The sequence below is a fragment of the Psychroserpens sp. S379A genome, from assembly GCF_049800755.1.
Lineage (GTDB): Bacteria > Bacteroidota > Bacteroidia > Flavobacteriales > Flavobacteriaceae > Psychroserpens.
The window spans coordinates 77,880-99,028 of the sequence record NZ_JBNAFQ010000005.1 but is presented as its reverse complement, the minus strand read 5'-3'; the positions used below and the strand labels follow the sequence as shown (position 1 = coordinate 99,028).

The 21,149-nt window shown below is 32.4% G+C and carries 20 protein-coding genes; 8 read left to right on the top strand and 12 right to left on the bottom strand.

What is annotated here, in order from left to right; genetic code table 11:
• Window positions 1-115: 115 nt before the first annotated feature.
• The 5 genes from ACP15M_RS12285 to ACP15M_RS12265 form a co-directional block, all read right to left on the bottom strand.
• A complete protein-coding gene (locus ACP15M_RS12285) occupies window positions 116-1,363 on the bottom strand; it encodes a competence/damage-inducible protein A (RefSeq protein ID WP_425077505.1) in 1,248 nt (415 codons plus the stop codon).
• Complete coding sequence (locus ACP15M_RS12280) at window positions 1,363-1,704, bottom strand: Hpt domain-containing protein (RefSeq protein WP_425077504.1); 342 nt, start codon at window positions 1,702-1,704, stop codon at window positions 1,363-1,365. Before ACP15M_RS12280 ends, ACP15M_RS12285 begins: the two co-directional genes overlap by 1 nt.
• A complete protein-coding gene (locus ACP15M_RS12275; protein WP_425077503.1) occupies window positions 1,705-2,316 on the bottom strand; it encodes a fumarylacetoacetate hydrolase family protein in 612 nt (203 codons plus the stop codon).
• A gap of 112 nt (window positions 2,317-2,428) precedes the next feature.
• Window positions 2,429-2,833, bottom strand: coding sequence for a hypothetical protein (locus ACP15M_RS12270; RefSeq protein ID WP_425077502.1), 405 nt, complete (start codon window positions 2,831-2,833; stop codon window positions 2,429-2,431).
• Between the two features lie 25 nt (window positions 2,834-2,858).
• Window positions 2,859-3,635, bottom strand: a complete 777-nt coding sequence (locus ACP15M_RS12265) for an exonuclease domain-containing protein (protein WP_425077501.1) — start codon at window positions 3,633-3,635, stop codon at window positions 2,859-2,861.
• Window positions 3,636-3,806: 171 nt separating this feature from the next.
• Between ACP15M_RS12265 and ACP15M_RS12260 the strand changes: the two genes are divergently transcribed.
• Genes ACP15M_RS12260 through ACP15M_RS12250 form a run of 3 tightly spaced genes read left to right on the top strand, consistent with a single transcriptional unit; the run spans window position 3,807 to window position 5,001 of the window.
• On the top strand, window positions 3,807-4,346 hold the full coding sequence (locus tag ACP15M_RS12260; protein WP_425077500.1) for an RNA polymerase sigma factor: 540 nt from the start codon (window positions 3,807-3,809) through the stop codon (window positions 4,344-4,346).
• Between the two features lie 12 nt (window positions 4,347-4,358).
• Entirely contained in the window at window positions 4,359-4,757 is a 399-nt protein-coding gene (locus ACP15M_RS12255) for a hypothetical protein (protein WP_425077499.1), read from the top strand.
• The gene (locus ACP15M_RS12250; RefSeq protein WP_425077498.1) at window positions 4,750-5,001 is read left to right on the top strand and encodes a hypothetical protein; all 252 of its coding nucleotides are present in this window, start codon (window positions 4,750-4,752) and stop codon (window positions 4,999-5,001) included. Before ACP15M_RS12255 ends, ACP15M_RS12250 begins: the two co-directional genes overlap by 8 nt.
• 91 nt (window positions 5,002-5,092) lie before the next feature.
• Here the strand turns inward: ACP15M_RS12250 and ACP15M_RS12245 are convergent, their stop codons facing one another.
• From ACP15M_RS12245 to ACP15M_RS12230, 4 genes are all read right to left on the bottom strand, one after another.
• The gene (locus ACP15M_RS12245) at window positions 5,093-6,427 is read right to left on the bottom strand and encodes a dihydrolipoamide acetyltransferase family protein (RefSeq protein ID WP_425077497.1); all 1,335 of its coding nucleotides are present in this window, start codon (window positions 6,425-6,427) and stop codon (window positions 5,093-5,095) included.
• An 80-nt stretch (window positions 6,428-6,507) separates the two neighbouring features.
• Window positions 6,508-7,614: a glycosyltransferase family 2 protein gene (locus ACP15M_RS12240; RefSeq protein ID WP_425077496.1), complete on the bottom strand. Its 1,107-nt coding sequence runs from the start codon at window positions 7,612-7,614 to the stop codon at window positions 6,508-6,510.
• 7 nt (window positions 7,615-7,621) lie between these two features.
• The gene (gene recR, locus ACP15M_RS12235; RefSeq protein ID WP_425077495.1) at window positions 7,622-8,239 is read right to left on the bottom strand and encodes a recombination mediator RecR; all 618 of its coding nucleotides are present in this window, start codon (window positions 8,237-8,239) and stop codon (window positions 7,622-7,624) included.
• 83 nt (window positions 8,240-8,322) lie between these two features.
• Entirely contained in the window at window positions 8,323-11,301 is a 2,979-nt protein-coding gene (locus tag ACP15M_RS12230) for a VPS10 domain-containing protein (RefSeq protein ID WP_425077494.1), read from the bottom strand.
• A 161-nt stretch (window positions 11,302-11,462) separates the two neighbouring features.
• Here ACP15M_RS12230 and ACP15M_RS12225 point away from each other — a divergent pair, with 161 nt between their 5' ends.
• Window positions 11,463-12,914 carry a sodium:solute symporter gene (locus ACP15M_RS12225; RefSeq protein WP_425077493.1) on the top strand — a complete coding sequence of 484 codons (1,452 nt, stop codon included), beginning with the start codon at window positions 11,463-11,465 and terminating at the stop codon, window positions 12,912-12,914.
• Here ACP15M_RS12225 and ACP15M_RS12220 read toward each other — a convergent pair.
• On the bottom strand, window positions 12,911-13,273 hold the full coding sequence (locus tag ACP15M_RS12220; protein WP_425077492.1) for a CoA-binding protein: 363 nt from the start codon (window positions 13,271-13,273) through the stop codon (window positions 12,911-12,913). The two genes, ACP15M_RS12225 and ACP15M_RS12220, sit on opposite strands and share 4 nt — an antisense overlap.
• Before the next feature lie 171 nt (window positions 13,274-13,444).
• On the opposite strand from ACP15M_RS12220, the gene ACP15M_RS12215 reads away from it, so the two are divergent.
• Entirely contained in the window at window positions 13,445-15,931 is a 2,487-nt protein-coding gene (locus ACP15M_RS12215) for an outer membrane beta-barrel protein (RefSeq protein ID WP_425077491.1), read from the top strand.
• A gap of 452 nt (window positions 15,932-16,383) precedes the next feature.
• Here ACP15M_RS12215 and ACP15M_RS12210 read toward each other — a convergent pair whose 3' ends face one another.
• Both ACP15M_RS12210 and ACP15M_RS12205 read right to left on the bottom strand, forming a co-directional pair.
• Window positions 16,384-16,665, bottom strand: a complete 282-nt coding sequence (locus ACP15M_RS12210; RefSeq protein ID WP_425077490.1) for a hypothetical protein — start codon at window positions 16,663-16,665, stop codon at window positions 16,384-16,386.
• Window positions 16,666-16,674: 9 nt separating this feature from the next.
• Window positions 16,675-17,685: a 3-oxoacyl-ACP synthase III family protein gene (locus ACP15M_RS12205; protein ID WP_425077489.1), complete on the bottom strand. Its 1,011-nt coding sequence runs from the start codon at window positions 17,683-17,685 to the stop codon at window positions 16,675-16,677.
• A gap of 185 nt (window positions 17,686-17,870) precedes the next feature.
• On the opposite strand from ACP15M_RS12205, the gene htpG reads away from it, so the two are divergent.
• The 3 genes from htpG to ACP15M_RS12190 all read left to right on the top strand — a co-directional run bounded on the left by htpG (window position 17,871) and on the right by ACP15M_RS12190 (window position 21,101).
• The gene (htpG, locus tag ACP15M_RS12200) at window positions 17,871-19,781 is read left to right on the top strand and encodes a molecular chaperone HtpG (RefSeq protein ID WP_425077488.1); all 1,911 of its coding nucleotides are present in this window, start codon (window positions 17,871-17,873) and stop codon (window positions 19,779-19,781) included.
• Between the two features lie 163 nt (window positions 19,782-19,944).
• Complete coding sequence (locus tag ACP15M_RS12195) at window positions 19,945-20,322, top strand: VOC family protein (RefSeq protein ID WP_425077487.1); 378 nt, start codon at window positions 19,945-19,947, stop codon at window positions 20,320-20,322.
• A gap of 65 nt (window positions 20,323-20,387) precedes the next feature.
• Window positions 20,388-21,101 carry a helix-turn-helix transcriptional regulator gene (locus ACP15M_RS12190; RefSeq protein ID WP_425077486.1) on the top strand — a complete coding sequence of 238 codons (714 nt, stop codon included), beginning with the start codon at window positions 20,388-20,390 and terminating at the stop codon, window positions 21,099-21,101.
• Window positions 21,102-21,149 lie beyond the last annotated feature (48 nt).

Below are 21,149 nucleotides of genomic sequence, written 5' to 3'. Positions count from 1 at the left end.
CATCAGAAGGAATATCCAAAGTATAATTCCTCTTTAATTTTAAAAACCAAATATGGATATTTCAAAACAGGCTGCAAATTTAAGAAATCTTTACAATATCAACAAACTAAAAGTGTTACTTTTTTAAAATTTCTTTTTGTAGCATTTCAAAGGCTTTATTTGCTGCTCTGTTAATCACTTTTACACGATGGTTTCCAAAACTAAATTGTTCTGAATAGACTTTATCTTTTGTAGCAATGGCTATAAATACAATTCCTAAGCCTTCATCTGTGTCATCTGTTGTAGGACCAGCATTACCTGTTGTTGCTATTGCATAATCGGTATGCATTAATTCTAATACATTTTTGGCCATCGCTTCAGCAACTTCGGCACTAACCACTGAATAAGTGTCAATTATATCTTCAGAAACTTTAAGCACATTTACTTTAGTTTCTTTAGTATAACTTACAATACTTCCTTTAAAATATTTTGATGCTCCAGCATTGGCAGTAAATCGTTCTGCTATTAAACCTCCTGTGCAACTTTCGGCTGTAGCAACTGTTTTTCCTACTTTAGTGAGATACTTCCCTATAATTGCTTCTATTGAAATGTCATCTTCAAATCCAACAAAAATATCTTGAATTTGAGGTAACAACTTATCGATTTGCTTTTGCATTTCAGTTTCAACAACTACTTTATCATTCCCTTTAGCAGACAAACGCAATCGAACGCGACCTAAACTTGGCAAATAGGCTAGTTTGATAAAATCTGGTAATTCGGTTTCAAAACTTTCAATACGTTCGGCTAGTGTACTTTCGCCTAAACCATAGGTTAAAAATGTTTTATGCTGAATATAAGGAAACTTAAATTGGGTTCTTAACTTCGGAATGACCTCATCTATCATTAAAGCTTTCATTTCGAAAGGGACTCCAGGCAACGAAATAAAAACAGTATTATTTTGTTCTATCCACATACCAGGAGCACTTCCGTAGGCATTCATCAAAACGGAAGCTTTTGAAGGCACTAAAGCCTGATCGATATTGACTTGCTTTAAAGGCTTTTTAACGTGAACTTTCCAAAGGTGTTCGATATTTTTTCTAACGGAAACCTCTTCAACTAAAGTATCTCCAAAATAATCTGCTATTGTTTTTTTTGTGATATCGTCTTTTGTAGGTCCTAAACCTCCTGTTAGAATTACGATATCTGCATTTGCTTCGGCTTCTGTTAAAGCTTTTAAAATGTGCGCTCGCTCATCTTGAACAGATGTAATTTGATATACAGAAACACCAATATTATTAAGTTGCTTCGCTATAAATGCCGAATTTGTATCTATAATTTGGCCAATGAGAATTTCATCGCCAATGGTAATTATTTCGGCTTGCATTAGAGGCTAAAATCTGCTTTTAGTTCTGCAGTCGCCTTTTCTACAGCTGAAAGCACAAGTTCTAGTTCTCTAGTACAATCTTCGCCTTCTTTTTCAAACTTTCCCCAATCTTGAACAACGATTAAATCTTGAAGCACACCCAATTCGAATAAATCTACTGTTGGTTTCATTTTATGAGCAGCTTGATATGCGTTATAAAAATCTTGTTCAGCAACCGCTTTTTTTAGACGTTCAGCATCTACTGGGACTTCTTCTAAAAAGGCTTCTGCTAAAGACTTAACAAAATCCATATCGTTGTCTGCTAATTCTTTTACTCTGTATAATTTATAATGTTGTTCCATTTATTTTACTGTAATTGAAAACGCTTGTTGGTCTTCTATAAATCCGATTAATTTATCATTAGCAATAACTTTGCCAACTCCTGCTGGAGTTCCTGTAAATATAATATCTCCAATCTTTAAAGTAAAATATTTTGAGACATATTCGATAATTTCGTCAATTTTATAGAGCATTAAAGTTGTATTACCTTGTTGCACAATTGTTTCGTTTTTTTGCAAACTAAAGTTAATATTATTAAGGTCTTTAAAATTCTCTTTAGCAATCCACTCTCCAATAACAGCGGCACCATCAAAGGCTTTTGCTTTTTCCCAAGGCAAGCCTTTGGCTTTTAATTTAGATTGCAAATCACGAGCTGTAAAGTCGATCCCTAAACCTATATGACTGTAATATTTATGAGCAAATTTTTTAGCAATATGCTTTCCTACTCTATTAATCTTAACTAAAACCTCTACCTCGTGGTGGACATCTTCAGAAAAATCTGGAATAAAAAACGGTTGCTTCTTCAATAAAATTGATGTGTCTGGCTTTAAAAACACGACAGGCTCTGTTGGCTTTTCATTTTCCAACTCATTAATATGTTCTGTGTAGTTTCGACCAATGCAGATAAGTTTCATATTTTAGACTACTTAGATGGTTAGACGATTAGATTATTAGATGTGTTTGACCTTGTTTGTGTTTAGCTTGTTGCTTTGACTATACGCGTTGTTATCAAATCGTACTTTTAATTCAGATATAGTTTTTCAGTTCAGTTTTTAATTCCGTTAGTGAATTTGGTTCAATGATTTGAGTATCAATTACCAATTCAGTCTTTTGTGTGATCAATTTTAAGTCTCCAGCAAACTCCTTTACTGATTTAATTTCAGCTAATTTTATTCTTTTTGGAAATAGAGTATTTTTTGTTAATTCTCCGTTTTTCAAAGTCAAATATTGTTTTCTGTTTTCAAAGTAATATATCATAAACATAAGGATTCCAGCTCCAATTTGTCCAATTCCTATTGATGAGAGTGAAACCTCTTTCCATTCTATAATAATAAAAGACAACAAAACGAGAACAATTCCGATAGTTACAAAGAATATTGCCATTCTTAAATTACTTTTTAACCTCTCTTTTGAATATCTGATTTTTGTCATTTCGTTTATGTTTGCTAACTTACTATTATAGCAACTTATTATTAAATGCTCTTAGTTTGATGGAGGTTAATACTTTTTTTGTATACAGAGGAAAGTCTGCATTAAGTAGCCAACCAAAGTAACCTGGTTCGTTTTCAAGTACCTCAGTTACTAATTTTCCTTTATGTTTCCCAAAGGAAAAACATTCTAGACCATCTTTATTATAGGCTATAAAACCAGCAAAATCTGCAAACTTTTTACGCGAACTGAACTCGGCAAGAAACTTAGAATCATTTTCTAAAACATCATACCTATCTAATTGTGCTTTTAACACTTCGTAAGTGGCTTTTGTATCAGCTTCAGCGCTATGTGCATCATCGAGATTTTTATCACAATAAAATTTATAGGCTGCACTTAACGTACGTTGTTCCATTTTATGAAAAATGGTTTGCACGTCAATAGATTGTGTGTTCTTCATATCGAAGTCTATTTCGGCACGAAGCATTTCTTCGGCTAACAAAGGAATATCAAAACGATTAGAATTAAAACCTCCTAAATCGGAATCTTTTATCAAATGATGTATCTCTTTTGCAACCTCTTTAAATGTAGGCTTATCTGCCACATCTGCATCAGAAATTCCATGAACTTTTGTGACTTCTATCGGAATTGGAATCGTTGGATTTACACGTTGCGTATAGGTTTCTTCTTTTCCGTTTGGATGAACTTTTAAAATTGAAATCTCTACAATTCTATCGTTGGTTATATTGATTCCTGTGGTTTCTAAATCGAAAAAACAAATGGGCTTAGTAAGATTGAGTTGCATGTATTATTAATTTTTCACAAAGGTAATTAGATTAATGAATATATGCTCAATGACTAAAATTAACTTTTAATTTCTGAAACAGTTGTAAAAGTTATTCGTCAATTAATAATAAAAAAATGCAATAGATTAAAAAAGTTACGTCTTTATAATTGAGAGCTGCAAAAAAGCACAATGAATCAATCTGAAAACAACGAAAAATTAAACACCTTTTTTAAAGAAGAATATTCTTCTCTTAAGTCTTATGTAAGCTCTAACCTCAAGGCGAGTATTAACAAAGATGCAGAAGATATCATTCAAGATGTTGCTTTAAAATTGTTTACAAGTGCTGATAGATATTCACCTATAAACAATGTAGCTGGCTTTGTATATCGTGCTATGCGAAACAAAATAATAGACATTTTGAGGACTAATAAGCACAAAACAGAATATTACTCTAATAATGAAGTAAAGCTAAATGAATTTGCATCTTTAATTTATGAAACATCTTCAAATGTATATCCCGAACAAATGACAGAAGAATTAAAAAAAGCAATTATTAATCTTAAACCAAATTACAAAGACATTATAATAGCTATAGATTTTGAAGGCTATACTTATAAAGAGATAGAGCAAGAAACAGGAATTCCGATTGGCACATTAATGTCGCGAAGACACAGAGCCATTTCTCTTTTATATAAAAACTTAAAACCTAAACAAGAAACAATTAGTTAAAAACAAAAAAACATGTCAAATTACTTTAAACACAAAATGCGAGGTAAATCGCCAGGAGAGATTATAGGAATGATAATCTTTGGCGCCATATTTATAGCTGGATTAGCTATACTGTTTGGCTTTATTATTATGTGGCTTTGGAATTGGTTAATGCCAATGATCTTTGGACTTCCAACATTAAATTATTGGGAAGCAGTAGGTGTATTTATTCTATTTAAAATTCTACTAGGAGGTTGTGGTGGATTTGGAGGAAAAGATAAATCATCTTCAAATAATTCAAATTGTAAAAATGAATCTAAAGGAGAGTTCTCTAAATGGAAACATTATGACAACTTTTGGAAAGAAGAAGGAAACAAAGCCTATGAAGATTATGTAAATCGTATAACCAATAAAGAAGAATCTAATGATTAGTCCATTTTATTTAAAACGAAAAAACCATATTAACATCCATATTTTTAAAACAAATATAGAAACCAAGGCAGAAGCTAATCGCTTAAAAAAACTACTAAGCTCTAGTCTAGAAATAAAACAATTATCAATTGACTTAGAAGACATTGATAATGTCTTAAGAATTGAAGCTCATAAAAGATTAAATGAAAAAGATATTATAAACAAAATAATATCTGAAGGCTTTATATGCGAAGAACTAAAATAAAGTAGGAATTATGATAAACAAAAAGCACAATCTTAAGATTGTGCTTTTTTATATTTGAGATTCCTCCACTTTGGTCGGAATAACATTATGATTAAATTTCTCTATTAGAATCCCAAGCTTCTAAATAGTCTTTTACGGCCTTAACAAATTGTCCACCAAGTGCTCCATTAACAACTCTATGATCGTAAGAATGTGACATAAACATCTTATAACGAATACCAATAAAATCACCTTCAGGAGTTTCAACAACAGCTGGTACTTTTCTAATTGCTCCAAGTGCTAAAATTCCAACTTGCGGTTGATTGATAATTGGTGTTCCCATAATACTTCCAAAGGTACCAACATTTGTAACTGTATAGGTTCCTCCTTGAATATCGTCTGGTTTTAACGCATTATTTCGTGCTCTACCTGCTAAATCGTTTACTTTTTTGGTCATCCCAACCAAGTTAAGCTGATCTGCATCTTTAATTACAGGAACAATAAGATTTCCATCAGGTAAAGCAGCAGCCATTCCTAAATTGATGTGTTTTTTCTTAATAATACTATCACCTTGAACTGAGATATTCATCATAGGAAAATCACGTAATGCTTTTGCAACGGCTTCCATAAAGATTGGAGTAAAAGTTAAATTCTCACCTTCACGTTTAAAGAATTCATCTTTAACTTTTTTACGCCAATTCCAAATTTTAGTCACATCAGCTTCAATAAAGCTTTGCACGTGAGCAGATGTTTGAACAGATTCAACCATATGATGCGCAATGAGTTTGCCCATTCTAGTCATTTCTATAATTTCATCATCACCACTAGCAACAACTGGAGTTGGTGCAGATTTAGATTGGGTTGCCTTAGCAGGAGTTGCTTTTGGAGCTTCCTCTGTTTTAGTAGAAACCTCTTGAGATTGAGTTCCTCTGTTTTGAATATAAGACAGCATGTCATTTTTAGTAACACGACCATCTTTTCCTGTTCCAGTAATGCTATCTAATTCGTCTTGTGAAATTCCTTCTTGCTTAGCCATATTTTTAACTAATGGCGAATAAAAACGATCTCCAGAATTCACAATTGGAGCAGCAGTTTCCTTTGCAGCAACAACAGTTTTAGCAACTTCAGCGACTGCGACTGTTTCTTTAACTGCTTCAACTTTTGCTGGTTCAAATTTTGGTGCTTCAGCAGAACCACTATCATCACCATCAATTTCAATTACAGCAATGGTTTGTCCAACTTGAACGACATCATCAACTTCAAATAGTTTTTCAACTAATACACCATCAACTTCGCTTGGCACTTCACTATCTACTTTATCTGTTGCAATTTCTAAGACTGCTTCATCTGCTTCAATAGTATCTCCAACCTCTTTTAACCAAGATGTTATTGTTGCTTCAGCAACACTTTCTCCCATTTTAGGAAGCTTTAGTTCAAATTTTGCCATATCTGTAATCTAGCGTCAATATTTCGTTTAACGGTTGCAAAATTAATGAAAAACGAACACAATTGTTGCGATTTTTTTAATTAATTACTATCAATTTGAATAACAGCTCCTCTGCTTTTAGAGCTATTACTTCCGATGATAAAGTTAGAATTTTTTGGAAGAATTTTGAAAGTCGCATTACAATTTTTAGGTGTATTGGATAAGATTTCGATGATTGACTTAAAACTGAGGTAATTATTGTCTAAAATGTATTCCGTATCATTTGAATAGGTATCAAATTGACTCACAGCTGTAAACTTATCTCCAAACATTTTTTTGAGTCTTTCATTTGATGCATTAGAAACATAAACAATATGGTTTGGATTACTTTCAACAGACTTAGGAGGTTTTTGAAACCATGTTGCTAAATGTACGCCAAACCAAACCATTGTATTAAACAACAGATTAGATTTAAAATGTTTATGGTAAAAAATTTGCATTGCACCATAAAATCGTTTAGCATAAATTTTATCTTTAAGCGTGCTTTCTCCTTTAAAATGTACAATAGAAGTCTTTCCAAAATACATATTCTGATATCCAGCTTTGCCAACTTTGTAAGATAAATCTATATCATCTCCATACATAAAATAGTCTTCATCAAAACCACTAACCTCATTGTAGATGTTTGTTTTCACAAGCATAAATGCACCAACTAAAACTGGAACTTCACCAAATGACAATTCGTTTAAAGTCTTAACATAATAGGTATCGGTAAAGCCTAGCATTTTTTTTATGGCTACACTAGGTGACGGAACATATCGTTTACTTTCTGGTAAGAATTGACCTTGACCATCAATAAGTCTACAACCTAAAATTCCTATTTTAGATGTGTTTTCAATGTGTTTCAATGATTCTTCAAAAGTATCTTCTGCCACAACAGTGTCTGGATTTAAGATGCAAACATACTCACCTTTTGCCTGTGTAACTCCTATATTATTTCCTTTAGAAAAACCATAATTTTCAGAATTTGCTATCAGTTTTACTTCAGGAAACAACGTGCTTACCATGTCACAACTACCATCTGAAGATTGGTTATCGACCACAATAATTTCAGCGTTAATATTAACCAATGCTGCTTCAACACTTTTAAGACATAATTCTAAAAAATGACGCACATTATAATTTAATATGACAACCGATAACTTCAAAGGTCATTTATGATTTTAGAGAGGCTTCAAACGGAATTCTATTAATAATGCTTCTGCCAAGAGTGACCTCATCGGTGTATTCTAATTCGTTTCCGACAGATATACCTCTAGAAATTGTTGATGTAATAACCTCATAATCTTGTATTTGTTTATAGATATAAAAGTTAGTAGTATCACCTTCCATCGTTGAACCTAAAGCAAAAATAAGCTCTTTTACTTGTCCGTTTTTAACTTTATCTACTAGTGATTTAATGTTGAGTTCATTAGGCCCAATACCATCCATAGGAGAAATTTTTCCACCAAGTACGTGATACAAACCTCGAAACGAGCTCGTATTTTCAATAGCCATCACATCTCTAATATCTTCAACTACACAAATAACATCTTTTACACGATGCGGATTTGCACAAATGTCACAAATTTCTGTATCGCTAATATTATTACAACTTTTACAGAATTTAATTTCGATTCTCATAGCACTTATGGCTTGAGCTAAATTTAATGTTTGAGATTCTGGCTGACGCAGTAAATGAAGTACCAAACGCAATGCTGTTCGTTTACCAACACCTGGTAATTGCGACATTTCGTTGACTGCATTTTCAAGTAATTTTGAGGAAAATTCCATAGTTGCGAAATTACGATTTAATATGAAGCAAAAAAAACCACTTTCAAAGCAGAAAATGGTTTTATAATTTGATAATCTAGAGCCTACTCTATGATAAGTTTTTTTGTTACCAAACCATCAATACTATTAACAGAAACAAAGTACAGTCCAGAACTGTATTGCGACGTGTCAATTGTTAAGGTATCTAACAAGCTTTGTTCTCTAGCATAGTACATTAATTTACCTAAAGAATTATAAATCTTAACAGATACTTGCTCACCTTTGTTCCAAGTTAAACTTACTTGATTTTTAGCTGGATTAGGATACATTGTAAAATTATCTAATTCAAAATTTTCTGTACTTAATGTATCATCAAAAAGATTAGACACCCAAAGTCCGCGACCATAAGTTCCTGCATATAATTTATTTTGAACCGAATTAATTTCTAATTCAGAAATACTAACATTAGGAAGGTTATTGCTAAAAGGTTGCCACTCTGTAAATGTATTATCAATATAGAATACGCCATAATTCATTCCAAGGTACAATCCATCATTACCATTATCATCCCAAACCAAAGCTCGTGCACTAAAGTTTGGCAAATTAAATAAATAAGGTGTCCAACTACTTCCACCATTAGACGACACATAAACTTTACTAGAAGATGTCGTTGCAATCGCTATTTTTTGAGGATCTGAAGGATGAATCGCTATTGAGTTTATTGAGCCATTAAAACCAGATAACAAGTTCCAGTTTCCAGCAGCTCCTCCAGTTGTAGTTTTATACAAAGAACCGCCTATAGAGGCATACATTGTTGTACTATTTGATGCAATTTTTAAATGATTCAAATTCGCGCCAAAATTTTGCGAAATAGACACCCAATTATTACCCGAATTTGTTGACATATATACTTCATCATAGCCTGCATATATAGTATTTAAAAGATTAGGATCCTGTTCAAAAGGTGTAACCCAGTTTCCTGCTTTACCTTCAGGAGAAGCTATATTGTTTTGATTGTTTCCTCCAGAAATTGACCTGTACAGTGTTCCGTTTTGAGAGGTTCCATAAATAATATTTGGATTAGATTTATCCACAAATGATTCCATTCCATCTGCTCCTAACCAATCTCTCCATATACCATCAGATCCCAATACAGATGTTCCGTTATCTTGAGAACCACCAGAAACTATAACAGGATCTGTTTGGCTTATTCCAATTCTATAAAATTGTCGTATTCCCAAACCAGGTGTTAAATCACGATAATATGAACTCGACACATTTAAAGGATCATCAGCGACAAAAATCCCACCATCGGTTCCTGTATATAGTTTATATCCATCAGTTGGGTTACCAACATATTCCATGATATCGATATCTGCATGGTTATAACCAATGTTTTCAAAAGCAGCAGTTCCAGGAACCCATTGTGAGGTGACGTTAAAATTATGACCTCCATCGGTAGAACGCCAAGACAAAATACCAGCAATATGAACATCCATAGCATTTTCTGGATTAACAACAATGTCCATATCTCGTGGTGCTTGACCTGAATTATCATCTGCTAACGAGCTATAACCAAAGTAGTTTTTTCCAGTGTGATCTAACTCTATAAATGTGTTTCCGCTATCTGAAGACCTATGAAGACCTTCAAAAATTCCTCCTGAAGACTCAATAACATAAACCATATTTGGATTTTGAGCCGAAACACCAATCATTTTTGGTCCACCAGAAAAAGAATTTGATGAAAGCTCAAATCCGTCTTGAAAAACAATCCCTAATGTTGCGTCTTGAATAGATACATCATCTAGCGTTAAACCTCTACCATAGTTAGCAGTACCTTCAAAAGCTATGTAATAATCTGAACTCGCATTTGGAAGGTTTAAAATAACATTGGTCCAAGTTGCAGCCTCAGTATTATAGCTCGCTAATTCGGTCCAATTGCCTACTGCAGACGTTTTATATAACACTCTTAAAGTATCTATATCGCCTTCCCAATTTACATTAGTGTAATAAAAATTTAAAATAGGATTTGAAGCTCCTGAAAGATTAAGACTTGGTGTAATTAAATTTGTCACTGGTGAGGAAAAGTCACTCACATAACAAAGCGCCATGTTATTGCCTGTTCTAGGCGTTACTGTATTATTTTGATTAGATCCATTTGTAGTCCAATCATTTGTTCCTGAAACATAGTCTTGAGTCCAATTTGTTAATCCGTTTGGAGTTGTAAAAGTAACTCCTCCATCGGTAGACATAAAAAACTCATTTCCTGAGGCATAAATTGTATTGGTATCACCTGGTTTAAACTCAACATCGTAACCATTAGTAGCATTGTTATTAATTATGGTCCAATTAAGTCCTGCATCTATAGATTTATAAATCCCTCCACCTTCAACAGAGCAATACATTTTGTCTGTATTAGTAGGATCAATTAATATTTTATTTACACTTCCGCTTCCTGTATCAGAATAAAAATTCCATGTTGCACCTGAATCTGTTGACCTAAAAATTGTTCCTCCATTTGAACCCCAAAAATAAGTAGACGTATTTGTTGGATCCATTGCTAGAGAACTTACAATTAATGTCGACAAATTATCTGTAAGCACTGTCCAATTAGCTCCTCCATCAATAGTTCTCCATACACCACCAGTATTGGCTCCAACAATAATATGATTAGGATTTGATGGTTCAACAGCAATAGAGGTAACACGACCTACACCTGGATTCCAACCAGAAGTTTGATTCCAATAATCTGGTCCAAGCGGTTGCCAAGCTCCTACTGTTGTTCTAGCAGCTCCAAAATTTTGATTTACATAATTATTATAACTCTCAAGCTCATTAAAATAAAACTCAGGTGATGGTAACATTCCATTCTCATCCATATCTTGAAGGGCTTGATATTCCCAGCGTTTATATGGTTTATATCCTTTTCCTCGTTCAGTACCTACTTGGGCAAAGTAAGCTTCAGCACTTTGTTGAATCTCTTGTACTGTGTAAGTCCCTTTTGCTATCATTTGTCTATATTCTTGAGACCATGAGAAACTAACTGAAAGTAAAAAAACAATTAGAAGATGATAATTTTTCATTTTAAACTATTTTAGGAAGGCATACGTAATTTAAATTTGTGAATTGAATATTCTAAACTCTAGAACATTACTTTTTCACAATATAATTACCTATTATTGTTTACAATTTTTTTTTGCTAAGATAAGCTTTTCACTAAAAAACATTTGTTAAAACTTAAACTATGTCAACGAACGCTATTATTTTACTCATTCTAGCCTATTTTGGTGTACTCATTATAATTTCCTATTTCACAGGGAAAGAAGATTCAAACGATGCTTTTTTTAAGGCTAATAAATCTGCTCCATGGTATTTAGTTGCATTTGGAATGATTGGTGCTTCGCTATCTGGCGTGACATTTATTTCGGTTCCAGGAGCAGTAGAAACAAAACAGTTTGGATATTTTCAAGTGGTTTTGGGCTACTTTTTTGGGTACCTCATTATTGCTTATGTATTGCTTCCGTTGTACTACAAAATGAATTTAACTTCTATATATACTTACCTAAAAGAACGATTTGGAAATACTAGCTATAAAACTGGATCTGTTGCTTTCTTAATTTCAAGAACAGTTGGAGCTGCTTTTAGATTATTTTTAGTCGCAAAAGTATTGCAGTTGTTAATCTTTGATAGTTTTTCAATTCCGTTTCCAATTACTGTTATTATAACCATAGCTTTAATATGGCTGTACACGTTTAAAGGTGGCATAAAAACCATTATTTTTACTGATACGCTTCAAACCCTATTCATGTTGATTTCTGTGGTTGTTACAATTTCATTTTTAGCCAGTGCTTTAGATTTGAATAGCATTTCAGAAATCTACTCCAATGTTACAGATAGCAAACTGAGTAAAATTTTCTTTTTTGAAGATTCAAATGATCCGCAATATTTTATTAAAAGTTTTCTTGCAGGAATTTTCATAACAATTACGATGACTGGTTTAGATCAAGATATGATGCAAAAAAACTTAACCTGTAGAAATCTAAAAGAAGCGCAAAAAAATATGGTGAGTTTTAGTGTTATTTTGGTTTTTGTAAACATCCTATTTTTAGCCTTAGGTTTACTACTCACCCAATATGCAGCGCAACATGGCATTACAGCTAAAAAAGACGATTTATTTCCAACAATAGCTATGCTACCAGAAATTGGTGTTATTACTTCTGCCTTCTTTTTATTGGGATTAATTGCAGCTGCTTATAGCAGTGCAGATAGTGCTCTTACTTCATTAACCACTTCGTTTTGTATAGACATTATTGAACTTGACAAAAAACCTCAGCAAGATCAAAAAAGAGTTCGAAAGCAAATTCATGTTCTGTTTAGTTTTGTACTAGTTGTTGTTATTATTTTATTTGACCTTTTGTTTAAAGATGTGTCTGTTATTTGGGAATTATTTAAAGCAGCTGGATATACTTACGGACCATTACTTGGTTTATTTGCTTTTGGAATACTAACTAAAAAACACATTAAAGATCAATTTGTATGGATTATAGCTATAGTTGCACCTATTGTATCATATCTAATTAACATGTATTCAGCAGACCTCTTTAATGGCTACAAAATTGGTTTTGAAATTTTAATTGTGAATGGACTACTAACTTTTATCGGATTATTATTTATTTCTAAAAAAAACACAAACTAGTATTGATTAGTGCCAAGCAAAACTAATGTACAAGCCTCTTCAAAAAAGATATGATGTTGTTTTAATACATTTTGAAACTCTGTATTTTCTGTTCCTGGATTAAAAATCACACGTTCAGGCTTTAGTGAAATAATATAATCATAGAATGCTTTTTGACGTTCAGGATTTAAATACAAAGTAACTGTATGAATATTTTTATATGGTAATAAATTGGTATCAATAGTAATGCCTGCTACTTCACCTTCTCTTAAGCCGAAAGCTACAACTTCGTGATTGTAATTAACTAATCTATTGATCGCTATATTAGAATAGCGTTGTGGCTTTAATGAAGCTCCTATAACTAATGTTTTCTTCGACATGTTTTTTTATTTAATTAAACTGCTCAACTATAACTTTGTCGCAAATCAATTAAGTTATTTGTTAAAAGCGTGTTAAGTAATGTTAAAAGTAGTAACACAGTCCAAAAATAAGCGTCTATGTGGTAACAATCTATTCTGAAAAGAATAACTTTTAACTTAATCAATCAAAAAATGAAACAAATCACACTTTTATGTCTGTTATTATGTTCTGTAATTTCATATGCAAATCCAACAGCTAATTTAAAAGCTAGAGAAGGTTCAATTTCAGGTCGAGTTATCGATGCTTCATTGAAGCAGCCTTTACCTTACGTAAATGTTATTATAAAAGATTCTGAAGACAATACCATAACAGGCGGAATTACTCAAGATGATGGTACTTTTGAAATTAAAAACATACCAGAAGGTACAGTTATTTTAAGTGTTCAGTTTATTGGCTTTAAAACAAGTTCTAAAACCGTTACAGTAAGCAAAGGAAATTACAAAGTAAATGTAGGTGATATTTATCTTGAAGAAGATGTTGCAAGCTTAGATGAAGTTACTGTCGTTGCCGAAGTTAGCACAATCAAACAAAAGGTAGACAGAAAAGTGATTACCATTGGTAAAGACTTAACAACTGCTGGTCCTACTGCTAGTGATATTATGAATAATCTTCCATCGGTAAATATCGATCAACAAACTGGTAACATTAGCTTGCGTGGAAACGAAAATGTTCGTGTTATGGTTGATGGCAAGCTATCTAATGTGCCAATTGCACAACTTTTAAGGCAAATTCCTTCAACGTCAATTAAACAAATTGAATTGATTACAAACCCTTCAGCAAAATACAATCCTGAAGGTATGAGTGGAATTATCAATATTATTCTTCATAAAAACACAAATATTGGTTTTAATGGTAATATTAATGTTGGACTAACTAAAGAGATTTATGCAAAATTTAATAGTTCAATAGATATGAATTACCGCAACGGAAAATTTAACCTTTATGGCAACTACGGAAACAATATTGGTGAGTACGATAACTTTGGAAATATTGAACGATTAGATTCTGAAACAACACAAGCCTTCAACTTCGGAAATAAAAATAAATCTCATTTATATAAAGTTGGTCTTGATTTTTATATGAATGATAACAATACCATTTCTTTTTTCACCAATCAAAACTTATTTGATGGGAAAGGAACTGGTCGTACAGCTATACAATACCCAAATGTACCTTTACAGCTTCAGAACTTTAACAACGAAACAGAAAATAGAGTTTCGCAATACAATGGTATTTACAATCATAAATTTAAAAAAGAAGGTGAAAAACTAGATTTAGAAGTCGACTACAGTACGTTTAGTCAAGATGAGATTGCTAATTTTAGGTTTACTAACATTCCGTTTCCTCCAAACTATATCGATAATGTTGATACTAACAGAGATCAAACCGTTATAAATTTAGATTATACCAACCCTTTAAGTGACAATACAAAATTAGAAATTGGTGCTGAAGCTCGTTTATTTGAAACTAATATAGATTACAATTCTACTGGACTTTCGGTAAATCCTTTACAGGATATGATTGATAATAATGGTGATGAATATATCCCAACACCAAGCACAGATTTTACGTATAAAAGAGATATTTATTCCTTATATGTAACTTATGGTAAAACCTTTGACAAATGGAGCTATCAAGTTGGAGCAAGAGCAGAAACTGTTAAAGAAGAAGCCAAAGCTTTAAGTCAATCGGTTAACGGACTTGAAGACAATCCTTTTGATAACGAATACTTTCAAGTCTATCCTTCGGCATTTGTAAGCTATTCTCCTAGCGAAAAAAACACATATCAAATGAGTGTTAGTCGTCGTGTTGATAGACCTGGTTTACAGCAAGTAAATCCAATAAGAGAATGGAGTACACCATTAGTATCTTCATTTGGAAACACAGAACTTGAACCTCAATTTACAAACTCTGTCGAATTTAATTACACTCGTAAACTTGAAAAAGGAAGCGTTACTGGTGGTGTGTTTTTTAGATTAGTTGAAGATGAAATCAATAGAGCTACTTTTATTGATCGATTAGACATTAATAAAAACATTTTAACCTATGATAATTTTGAAAACACAACTGCTTATGGTATAGAGCTTAGTAGTAACTACAGACCTACAAAATGGTGGAACTTAAATGCTAGTTTTGATTTATTTGCAAGACAACAAAAGGGAGTTGCAGAATACTTAACAAAACCCTTAACTGAAGCTACAGCTAATGATATTGAACGTACAACTTTTAAAGTTGACAATATAGTTTACAACTTTAGATTGTTTAACAACTTTAGAGCTACAAAGCGTTTAAATCTTTCTGTATTTACTATGTATAGAGGTAAAGAAAAAGGATTACAATTTACTAGAGAACCAATGTTTATGGTCAATACTGGTTTGCGTTATAGTTTCCTACAAGACAACAGAGCTACTTTTAGTTTTAATTATAGTGACATTTTTAACACTATGAAATTTGAATTTGAAGGTGACAGACCTTATCGTCAAGTTGGAGAATTTAATTGGGAAAGTAACACTTGGAACATTGCATTGTCTTACCGATTTGGTGGTGGAAAATACAGAGCGCTTCAACGTAAAAATAGAGATAACAATGAAAAATCTGCAAGTGGCGGATTTATATAAAAAACCAATAAATCTACGTACACTTAATAGCTTACATAATAGTTGATGGTTAGTGTTAAGTTTAGTTATTAAGTGCTACAGCCCGAAGCCTAAAAGCTTCGGGTTTTTTTGTGAAATTATGTTAAAACTAGTAGTTAATGTAATACACTCTATTTCATAACGACTAAAACCTCATAATATAAGTTTTTTAGTTGTTAAAAGCCTTATATAAATACAAAATTTTAAATTGATTGATAGCAAATTGTCCGTAGGTTTTACTTACGGACTTTTTTTTATGTTAATTAACGTTAAAAGTGAATTTGAGTATAATAAAAGTAAAATTTTAGCGTCTAAGTATATGTGATAAGTTTTAAAATTAATCAGTTTAATATATCACTGTTTTATAGTTTTAGTGTTAGTGATAATTGGTTAATAGCGAGAAAATCCGGAACTGCAAAGTTTCGGATTTTTTTTTAGTTTTTGAAGGCTCTGTATATATACAAAATCACAAAAGATTGTATTGCTATATTTAAAACTGTTAGCACAATTGCAATCCATGTTTCGCTGTGATAAAAAGGTAAATCTCTACCAAACAAAGCAATTGGCATACTCAATACATAAATTCCAAACCCTGTAACATCACTTAAATTAACTCCAAGAACAGAAACGTCATTCATAAAAAAATATGAATCTGTAATGCCTAATAAAATTTCGAATATTAGAAGTAAAAACGCAATTTTAAAATAGAGTTTCACTTGAGTAATTTACCACTTCATAATCACACTTCCCCAAGTAAAGCCACTACCAAAAGCGGCTAATACCACAGTATCGCCTTCTTTAATTTTACCTTCTTCCCATGCTTCGGTTAAAGCTATTGGAATAGACGCTGCAGTTGTATTTCCATACTTTTGAATGTTATTGAATACTTGACTATCTTCTAATTTAAATTTACGCTGAATAAATTGAGCGATTCGTAAATTAGCCTGATGAGGAATCAACATATCAATATCATCTACTTGAAGATTATTTTTCATTAAACCTTCCATAATAACTTCACTAAAACGAACCACTGCATTTTTAAACACAAACTGTCCGTTCATATACGGAAAATAACTTTCATCATTAGGATCATTTTCTGCTAGTATATCATTCACCCAACGTTTACCCATTCCTGGAGCAATCAAGACTAATTCTTCGGCATGCTCGCCTTGAGAATGTAAATGTGTCGATAAAATGCCTTTACTAGTATTTTCTTCTCTAGTCAATACAGCTGCTCCTGCTCCATCACCAAAAATTACAGAAACACCTCTACCTCTAGTCGTTTTATCTAATCCATAAGAATGTAATTCACTCCCAATAACAAGAATGTTTTTATACATTCCTGTTTTTATAAAATTGTCGGCTACAGAAATGGCATATACAAAACCTGAACATTGGTTACGTACATCTAATGCTCCAACTGTTTTAATATCTAAAGCATGCTGAACTTGAACTCCTGGACCAGGAAAATACATGTCAGGACTTAACGTTGCAAAAATGATAAAATCAATATCATCCTTATCAATACCTGAGCGTTCTATAGCAATTTTAGCGGCTTTAACTCCCATTGTAGCAGTGGTATCATCAGATCCTGGTTTTACCCAACGACGTTCTTTAATTCCTGTGCGTTCTTGAATCCATTCATCACTAGTATCCATCATTTTAGACAGGTCATCATTAGTAACCACATTATTAGGAACATAATGTCCTAAACCTATTATTTTAGAATTGTACATAATAACATTTAGCATTAAATAAGTCTTGCAATTTAACCATTTCGGTAAGACTTTTTTTTAAACTGAAACCTAATCGTTATGCATGCATAGCATCTCAAAAATGCCAGTTTGTCACCTTATTGGTCTTGGTACTTTTTTTGTCATTACATGAACATCATAATAATTATATTAAAAACACACATATCATGACAAAAGGAAACATTAATGTATCGGTTGAAAATATATTTCCGCTCATTAAAAAATTCTTGTACAGTGACCACGAAATATTTTTACGTGAGTTGATTAGTAATGCAACTGATGCAACACTAAAACTTAAACATTTAGCTAGTATTGGTGAATCTAAAAGCGAATACGGAACTCCGCAAATTGAAGTAAAGATTGATAAAGAAAATAAAAAGCTTCATATTATCGATCAAGGTTTAGGGATGACTGCTGAAGAAGTTGAAAAATACATTAACCAAGTTGCCTTTTCTGGTGCTGAAGAGTTTTTAGATCAGTATAAAGATACTGCTAAAGATTCTGGAATTATTGGGCATTTCGGACTAGGTTTCTACTCTGCATTTATGGTTGCTGAAAAAGTAGAAATCATTACAAAATCTCATAAAGATGAACCAGCAGCACATTGGACTTGCGATGGTTCTCCGGAATTTACTTTAGTTGAAGCTGACAAAACCGAAAGAGGTACAGAAATCATCCTTCATATTGCTGAAGACTCAACAGAATTTTTAGAAGACAATCGTATTAGTGAATTGTTATTAAAGTACAACAAGTTCATGCCTATTCCAATTAAATTTGGAACAAAGGAAATTAACGATCCAGACTTTACACCAAAAACTACTACTGATGCTGAAGGCAAAGAAACAACTGAACCTCATAAGCAAATCACAGTAGATAATATCATCAATAATCCTAATCCTGCTTGGACAAAACAACCAACAGATTTAGAAGATGAAGACTACAAAAGCTTTTACAGAGAACTGTACCCAATGCAGTTTGAAGAGCCTTTATTTAACATTCACTTAAATGTAGATTATCCGTTTAATCTTACTGGAATCTTGTATTTCCCTAAGATGACAAACGATTTAAACATTCAAAAGGATAAAATTCAGTTATACCAAAACCAAGTATTTGTAACCGATAATGTTGAAGGCATTGTTCCTGAATTTTTAACCATGTTACGTGGTGTGATTGATTCTCCAGATATTCCGTTAAACGTTTCTCGTAGCTATTTACAGGCTGATGGTGCTGTAAAGAAAATTTCATCTTACATTACGCGTAAAGTAGCCGATAAATTAAAATCACTATTTAATAACAATCGTGAAGATTTTGAAGCGAAATGGGATGATATCAAAATCGTTATTGAATACGGAATGCTTTCTGAAGAAAAATTCTTTGAAAAAGCCGATGCCTTTGCTTTATATCCTTCAGTAGATGGAACCTTCTATACTTATGAAGAATTGTACAATAAGATTAAAGCGAAACAAACTGATAAAGACGACAAGCTAGTTATTTTATATGCTTCAGATAAAGATGCGCAACATTCATACATCGAAACTGCAAAAGCTAAAGGCTACGAAGTCTTATTATTAGACTCTCCAATCGTATCGCATTTAATTCAGAAATTAGAAACGACTAAAGAAAATATTTCTTTTGCTCGTGTAGATGGTGACCATATTGATAATTTAATTAAAAAAGAGGATACGTCTATTTCTAAACTTTCGGAAGACGAAAAAACAAAACTAGATGAGCTGCTTAAAGAACTTGTTCCTTCAGAAAAATTCATGGTGCAACTAGAAGCTATGGATAGCAATGCTTCTCCTTTTATTATTACTCAACCTGAATTTATGCGTCGTATGAAAGAGATGCAGCAAACTGGTGGAGGCGGAATGTTTGGAATGGGTAATATGCCAGAGATGTATAATCTTGTCGTGAATACCAATTCTGAACTCGTAGGTGAAATCCTGAATACGAAAACCAAAAAGAAACAAGAACGCTTAATCAATCAAAGTTTAGATTTAGCGCGATTGTCACAAGGTTTACTAAAAGGCGAAGAATTGACCAATTTCATCAAGCGAAGCTATGATATGATTAAATAGTCTAATTACGCCATGCTGAACTTGTTTCAGCATCTCACAAATAATTTCAACCACTTTGTTAACGCAAGGTGGTTTTTTTTTTAATAAAAATATACCTCTGACATAATTTGACACTCACCCAAATATCTTTGCACTAAGTTTAACCTATAAAATCAATTAAAAAATGAAAAATGCAGTCAACTGGTTTGAAATTCCAGTAACCAATTACAACAGAGCAAAACAATTTTATGAAACCGTTATGGATTCAGAAATTAAAGATCACCATATGCCAGAGCAAAACACTAAATATGGCATGTTTGCTCATGACGTAGACAACAATGGTGTTGGTGGAGCTATAATTGAAGCCGAAGGACAAAATCCTACACAAGATGGTGCAACTATTTATTTAAATGGAGGTAAAAACCTAAATACCTCTTTAAATAAAGTAGAAACTGCTGGAGGAAAAGTAGTAATGCCAAAAACTGATATTGGTGAATTTGGTTTTATTGCTCAATTTATTGATACTGAAGGCAATCGTATCGCTTTACATTCGTTTATGTAACTTTAAATCAATCAAAAAACGAACAGATAGCGAATTGCTTTTTGTAGTTCGCTATCTTTGTTATCATGTCTCAACTTTCACGCTTAATATCGATATTAACCTTACTGCGTTCAAAACGACTTTTAACTGCAACTGAACTTTCAGAAAAGTTTGATGTAAGTGTAAGAACTATTTACAGAGACATTAGAAAAATTGAAGACGCTGGAGTACCAGTAATGACTATTGAAGGTAGAGGTTATTCACTTATGGAAGGCTATGCTGTGTCGCCTGTTCAGTTTACCGAAAAGCAAGCCAACGCTCTTATTACTGCTCAGTTATTAGTGCATCAAACCAATGATTCGTCATTTACAACAGATTTTAATGAAGCACTAACAAAAATTAAGTCTGTATTTCGCACATCTGTTCAAGAAAAAAGCGAATTATTAGCTAGTAAAATTTATGTATTTGACACAAATTATGAAAATATCTCTAGTGATGCTTTATCAGAAATTCAATTAGCCATTATAAACTTCAATTACGTAGAATTAAATTATCGAAAGGCTGAAGACCCAAATATAACCTTTAGAAAAGTTGAGCCTTATGCATTATTCTCAACAAATAACAAATGGATTCTAATAGCTTGGTGCTACCTACGTGATGATTTTAGGGCATTTAGACTAGACCGAATTCAATCCTTCAAAATTTTAAATGAACACTTTACAGATCGGAAATTTAATTTACAAGCCTATTTTCAATCCTGTCCTTATGACTCAAATCAACAGGTAACTAAAAATAGTTAAGCACATAGATGTTTTCTAGGTAGTTTCCTGTTAAAAAGTATCAGATAA

Bases quoted from the DNA above. Each gene is read 5' to 3' on its own strand.
- ACP15M_RS12190 (WP_425077486.1), top strand. From the start codon at position 20,388: ATGTCTCAACTTTCACGCTTAATATCGATATTAACCTTACTGCGTTCA.
- ACP15M_RS12255 (WP_425077499.1), top strand. From the start codon at position 4,359: ATGTCAAATTACTTTAAACACAAAATGCGAGGTAAATCGCCAGGAGAG.
- recR (WP_425077495.1), bottom strand. From the start codon at position 8,239: ATGGAATTTTCCTCAAAATTACTTGAAAATGCAGTCAACGAAATGTCG.
- ACP15M_RS12270 (WP_425077502.1), bottom strand. From the start codon at position 2,833: ATGACAAAAATCAGATATTCAAAAGAGAGGTTAAAAAGTAATTTAAGA.
- htpG (WP_425077488.1), top strand. From the start codon at position 17,871: ATGACAAAAGGAAACATTAATGTATCGGTTGAAAATATATTTCCGCTC.
- ACP15M_RS12275 (WP_425077503.1), bottom strand. From the start codon at position 2,316: ATGAAACTTATCTGCATTGGTCGAAACTACACAGAACATATTAATGAG.
- ACP15M_RS12265 (WP_425077501.1), bottom strand. From the start codon at position 3,635: ATGCAACTCAATCTTACTAAGCCCATTTGTTTTTTCGATTTAGAAACC.
- ACP15M_RS12220 (WP_425077492.1), bottom strand. From the start codon at position 13,273: ATGTCGAAGAAAACATTAGTTATAGGAGCTTCATTAAAGCCACAACGC.
- ACP15M_RS12280 (WP_425077504.1), bottom strand. From the start codon at position 1,704: ATGGAACAACATTATAAATTATACAGAGTAAAAGAATTAGCAGACAAC.
- ACP15M_RS12245 (WP_425077497.1), bottom strand. From the start codon at position 6,427: ATGGCAAAATTTGAACTAAAGCTTCCTAAAATGGGAGAAAGTGTTGCT.
- ACP15M_RS12250 (WP_425077498.1), top strand. From the start codon at position 4,750: ATGATTAGTCCATTTTATTTAAAACGAAAAAACCATATTAACATCCAT.
- ACP15M_RS12195 (WP_425077487.1), top strand. From the start codon at position 19,945: ATGAAAAATGCAGTCAACTGGTTTGAAATTCCAGTAACCAATTACAAC.
- ACP15M_RS12285 (WP_425077505.1), bottom strand. From the start codon at position 1,363: ATGCAAGCCGAAATAATTACCATTGGCGATGAAATTCTCATTGGCCAA.
- ACP15M_RS12225 (WP_425077493.1), top strand. From the start codon at position 11,463: ATGTCAACGAACGCTATTATTTTACTCATTCTAGCCTATTTTGGTGTA.
- ACP15M_RS12215 (WP_425077491.1), top strand. From the start codon at position 13,445: ATGAAACAAATCACACTTTTATGTCTGTTATTATGTTCTGTAATTTCA.
- ACP15M_RS12205 (WP_425077489.1), bottom strand. From the start codon at position 17,685: ATGTACAATTCTAAAATAATAGGTTTAGGACATTATGTTCCTAATAAT.
- ACP15M_RS12230 (WP_425077494.1), bottom strand. From the start codon at position 11,301: ATGAAAAATTATCATCTTCTAATTGTTTTTTTACTTTCAGTTAGTTTC.
- ACP15M_RS12260 (WP_425077500.1), top strand. From the start codon at position 3,807: ATGAATCAATCTGAAAACAACGAAAAATTAAACACCTTTTTTAAAGAA.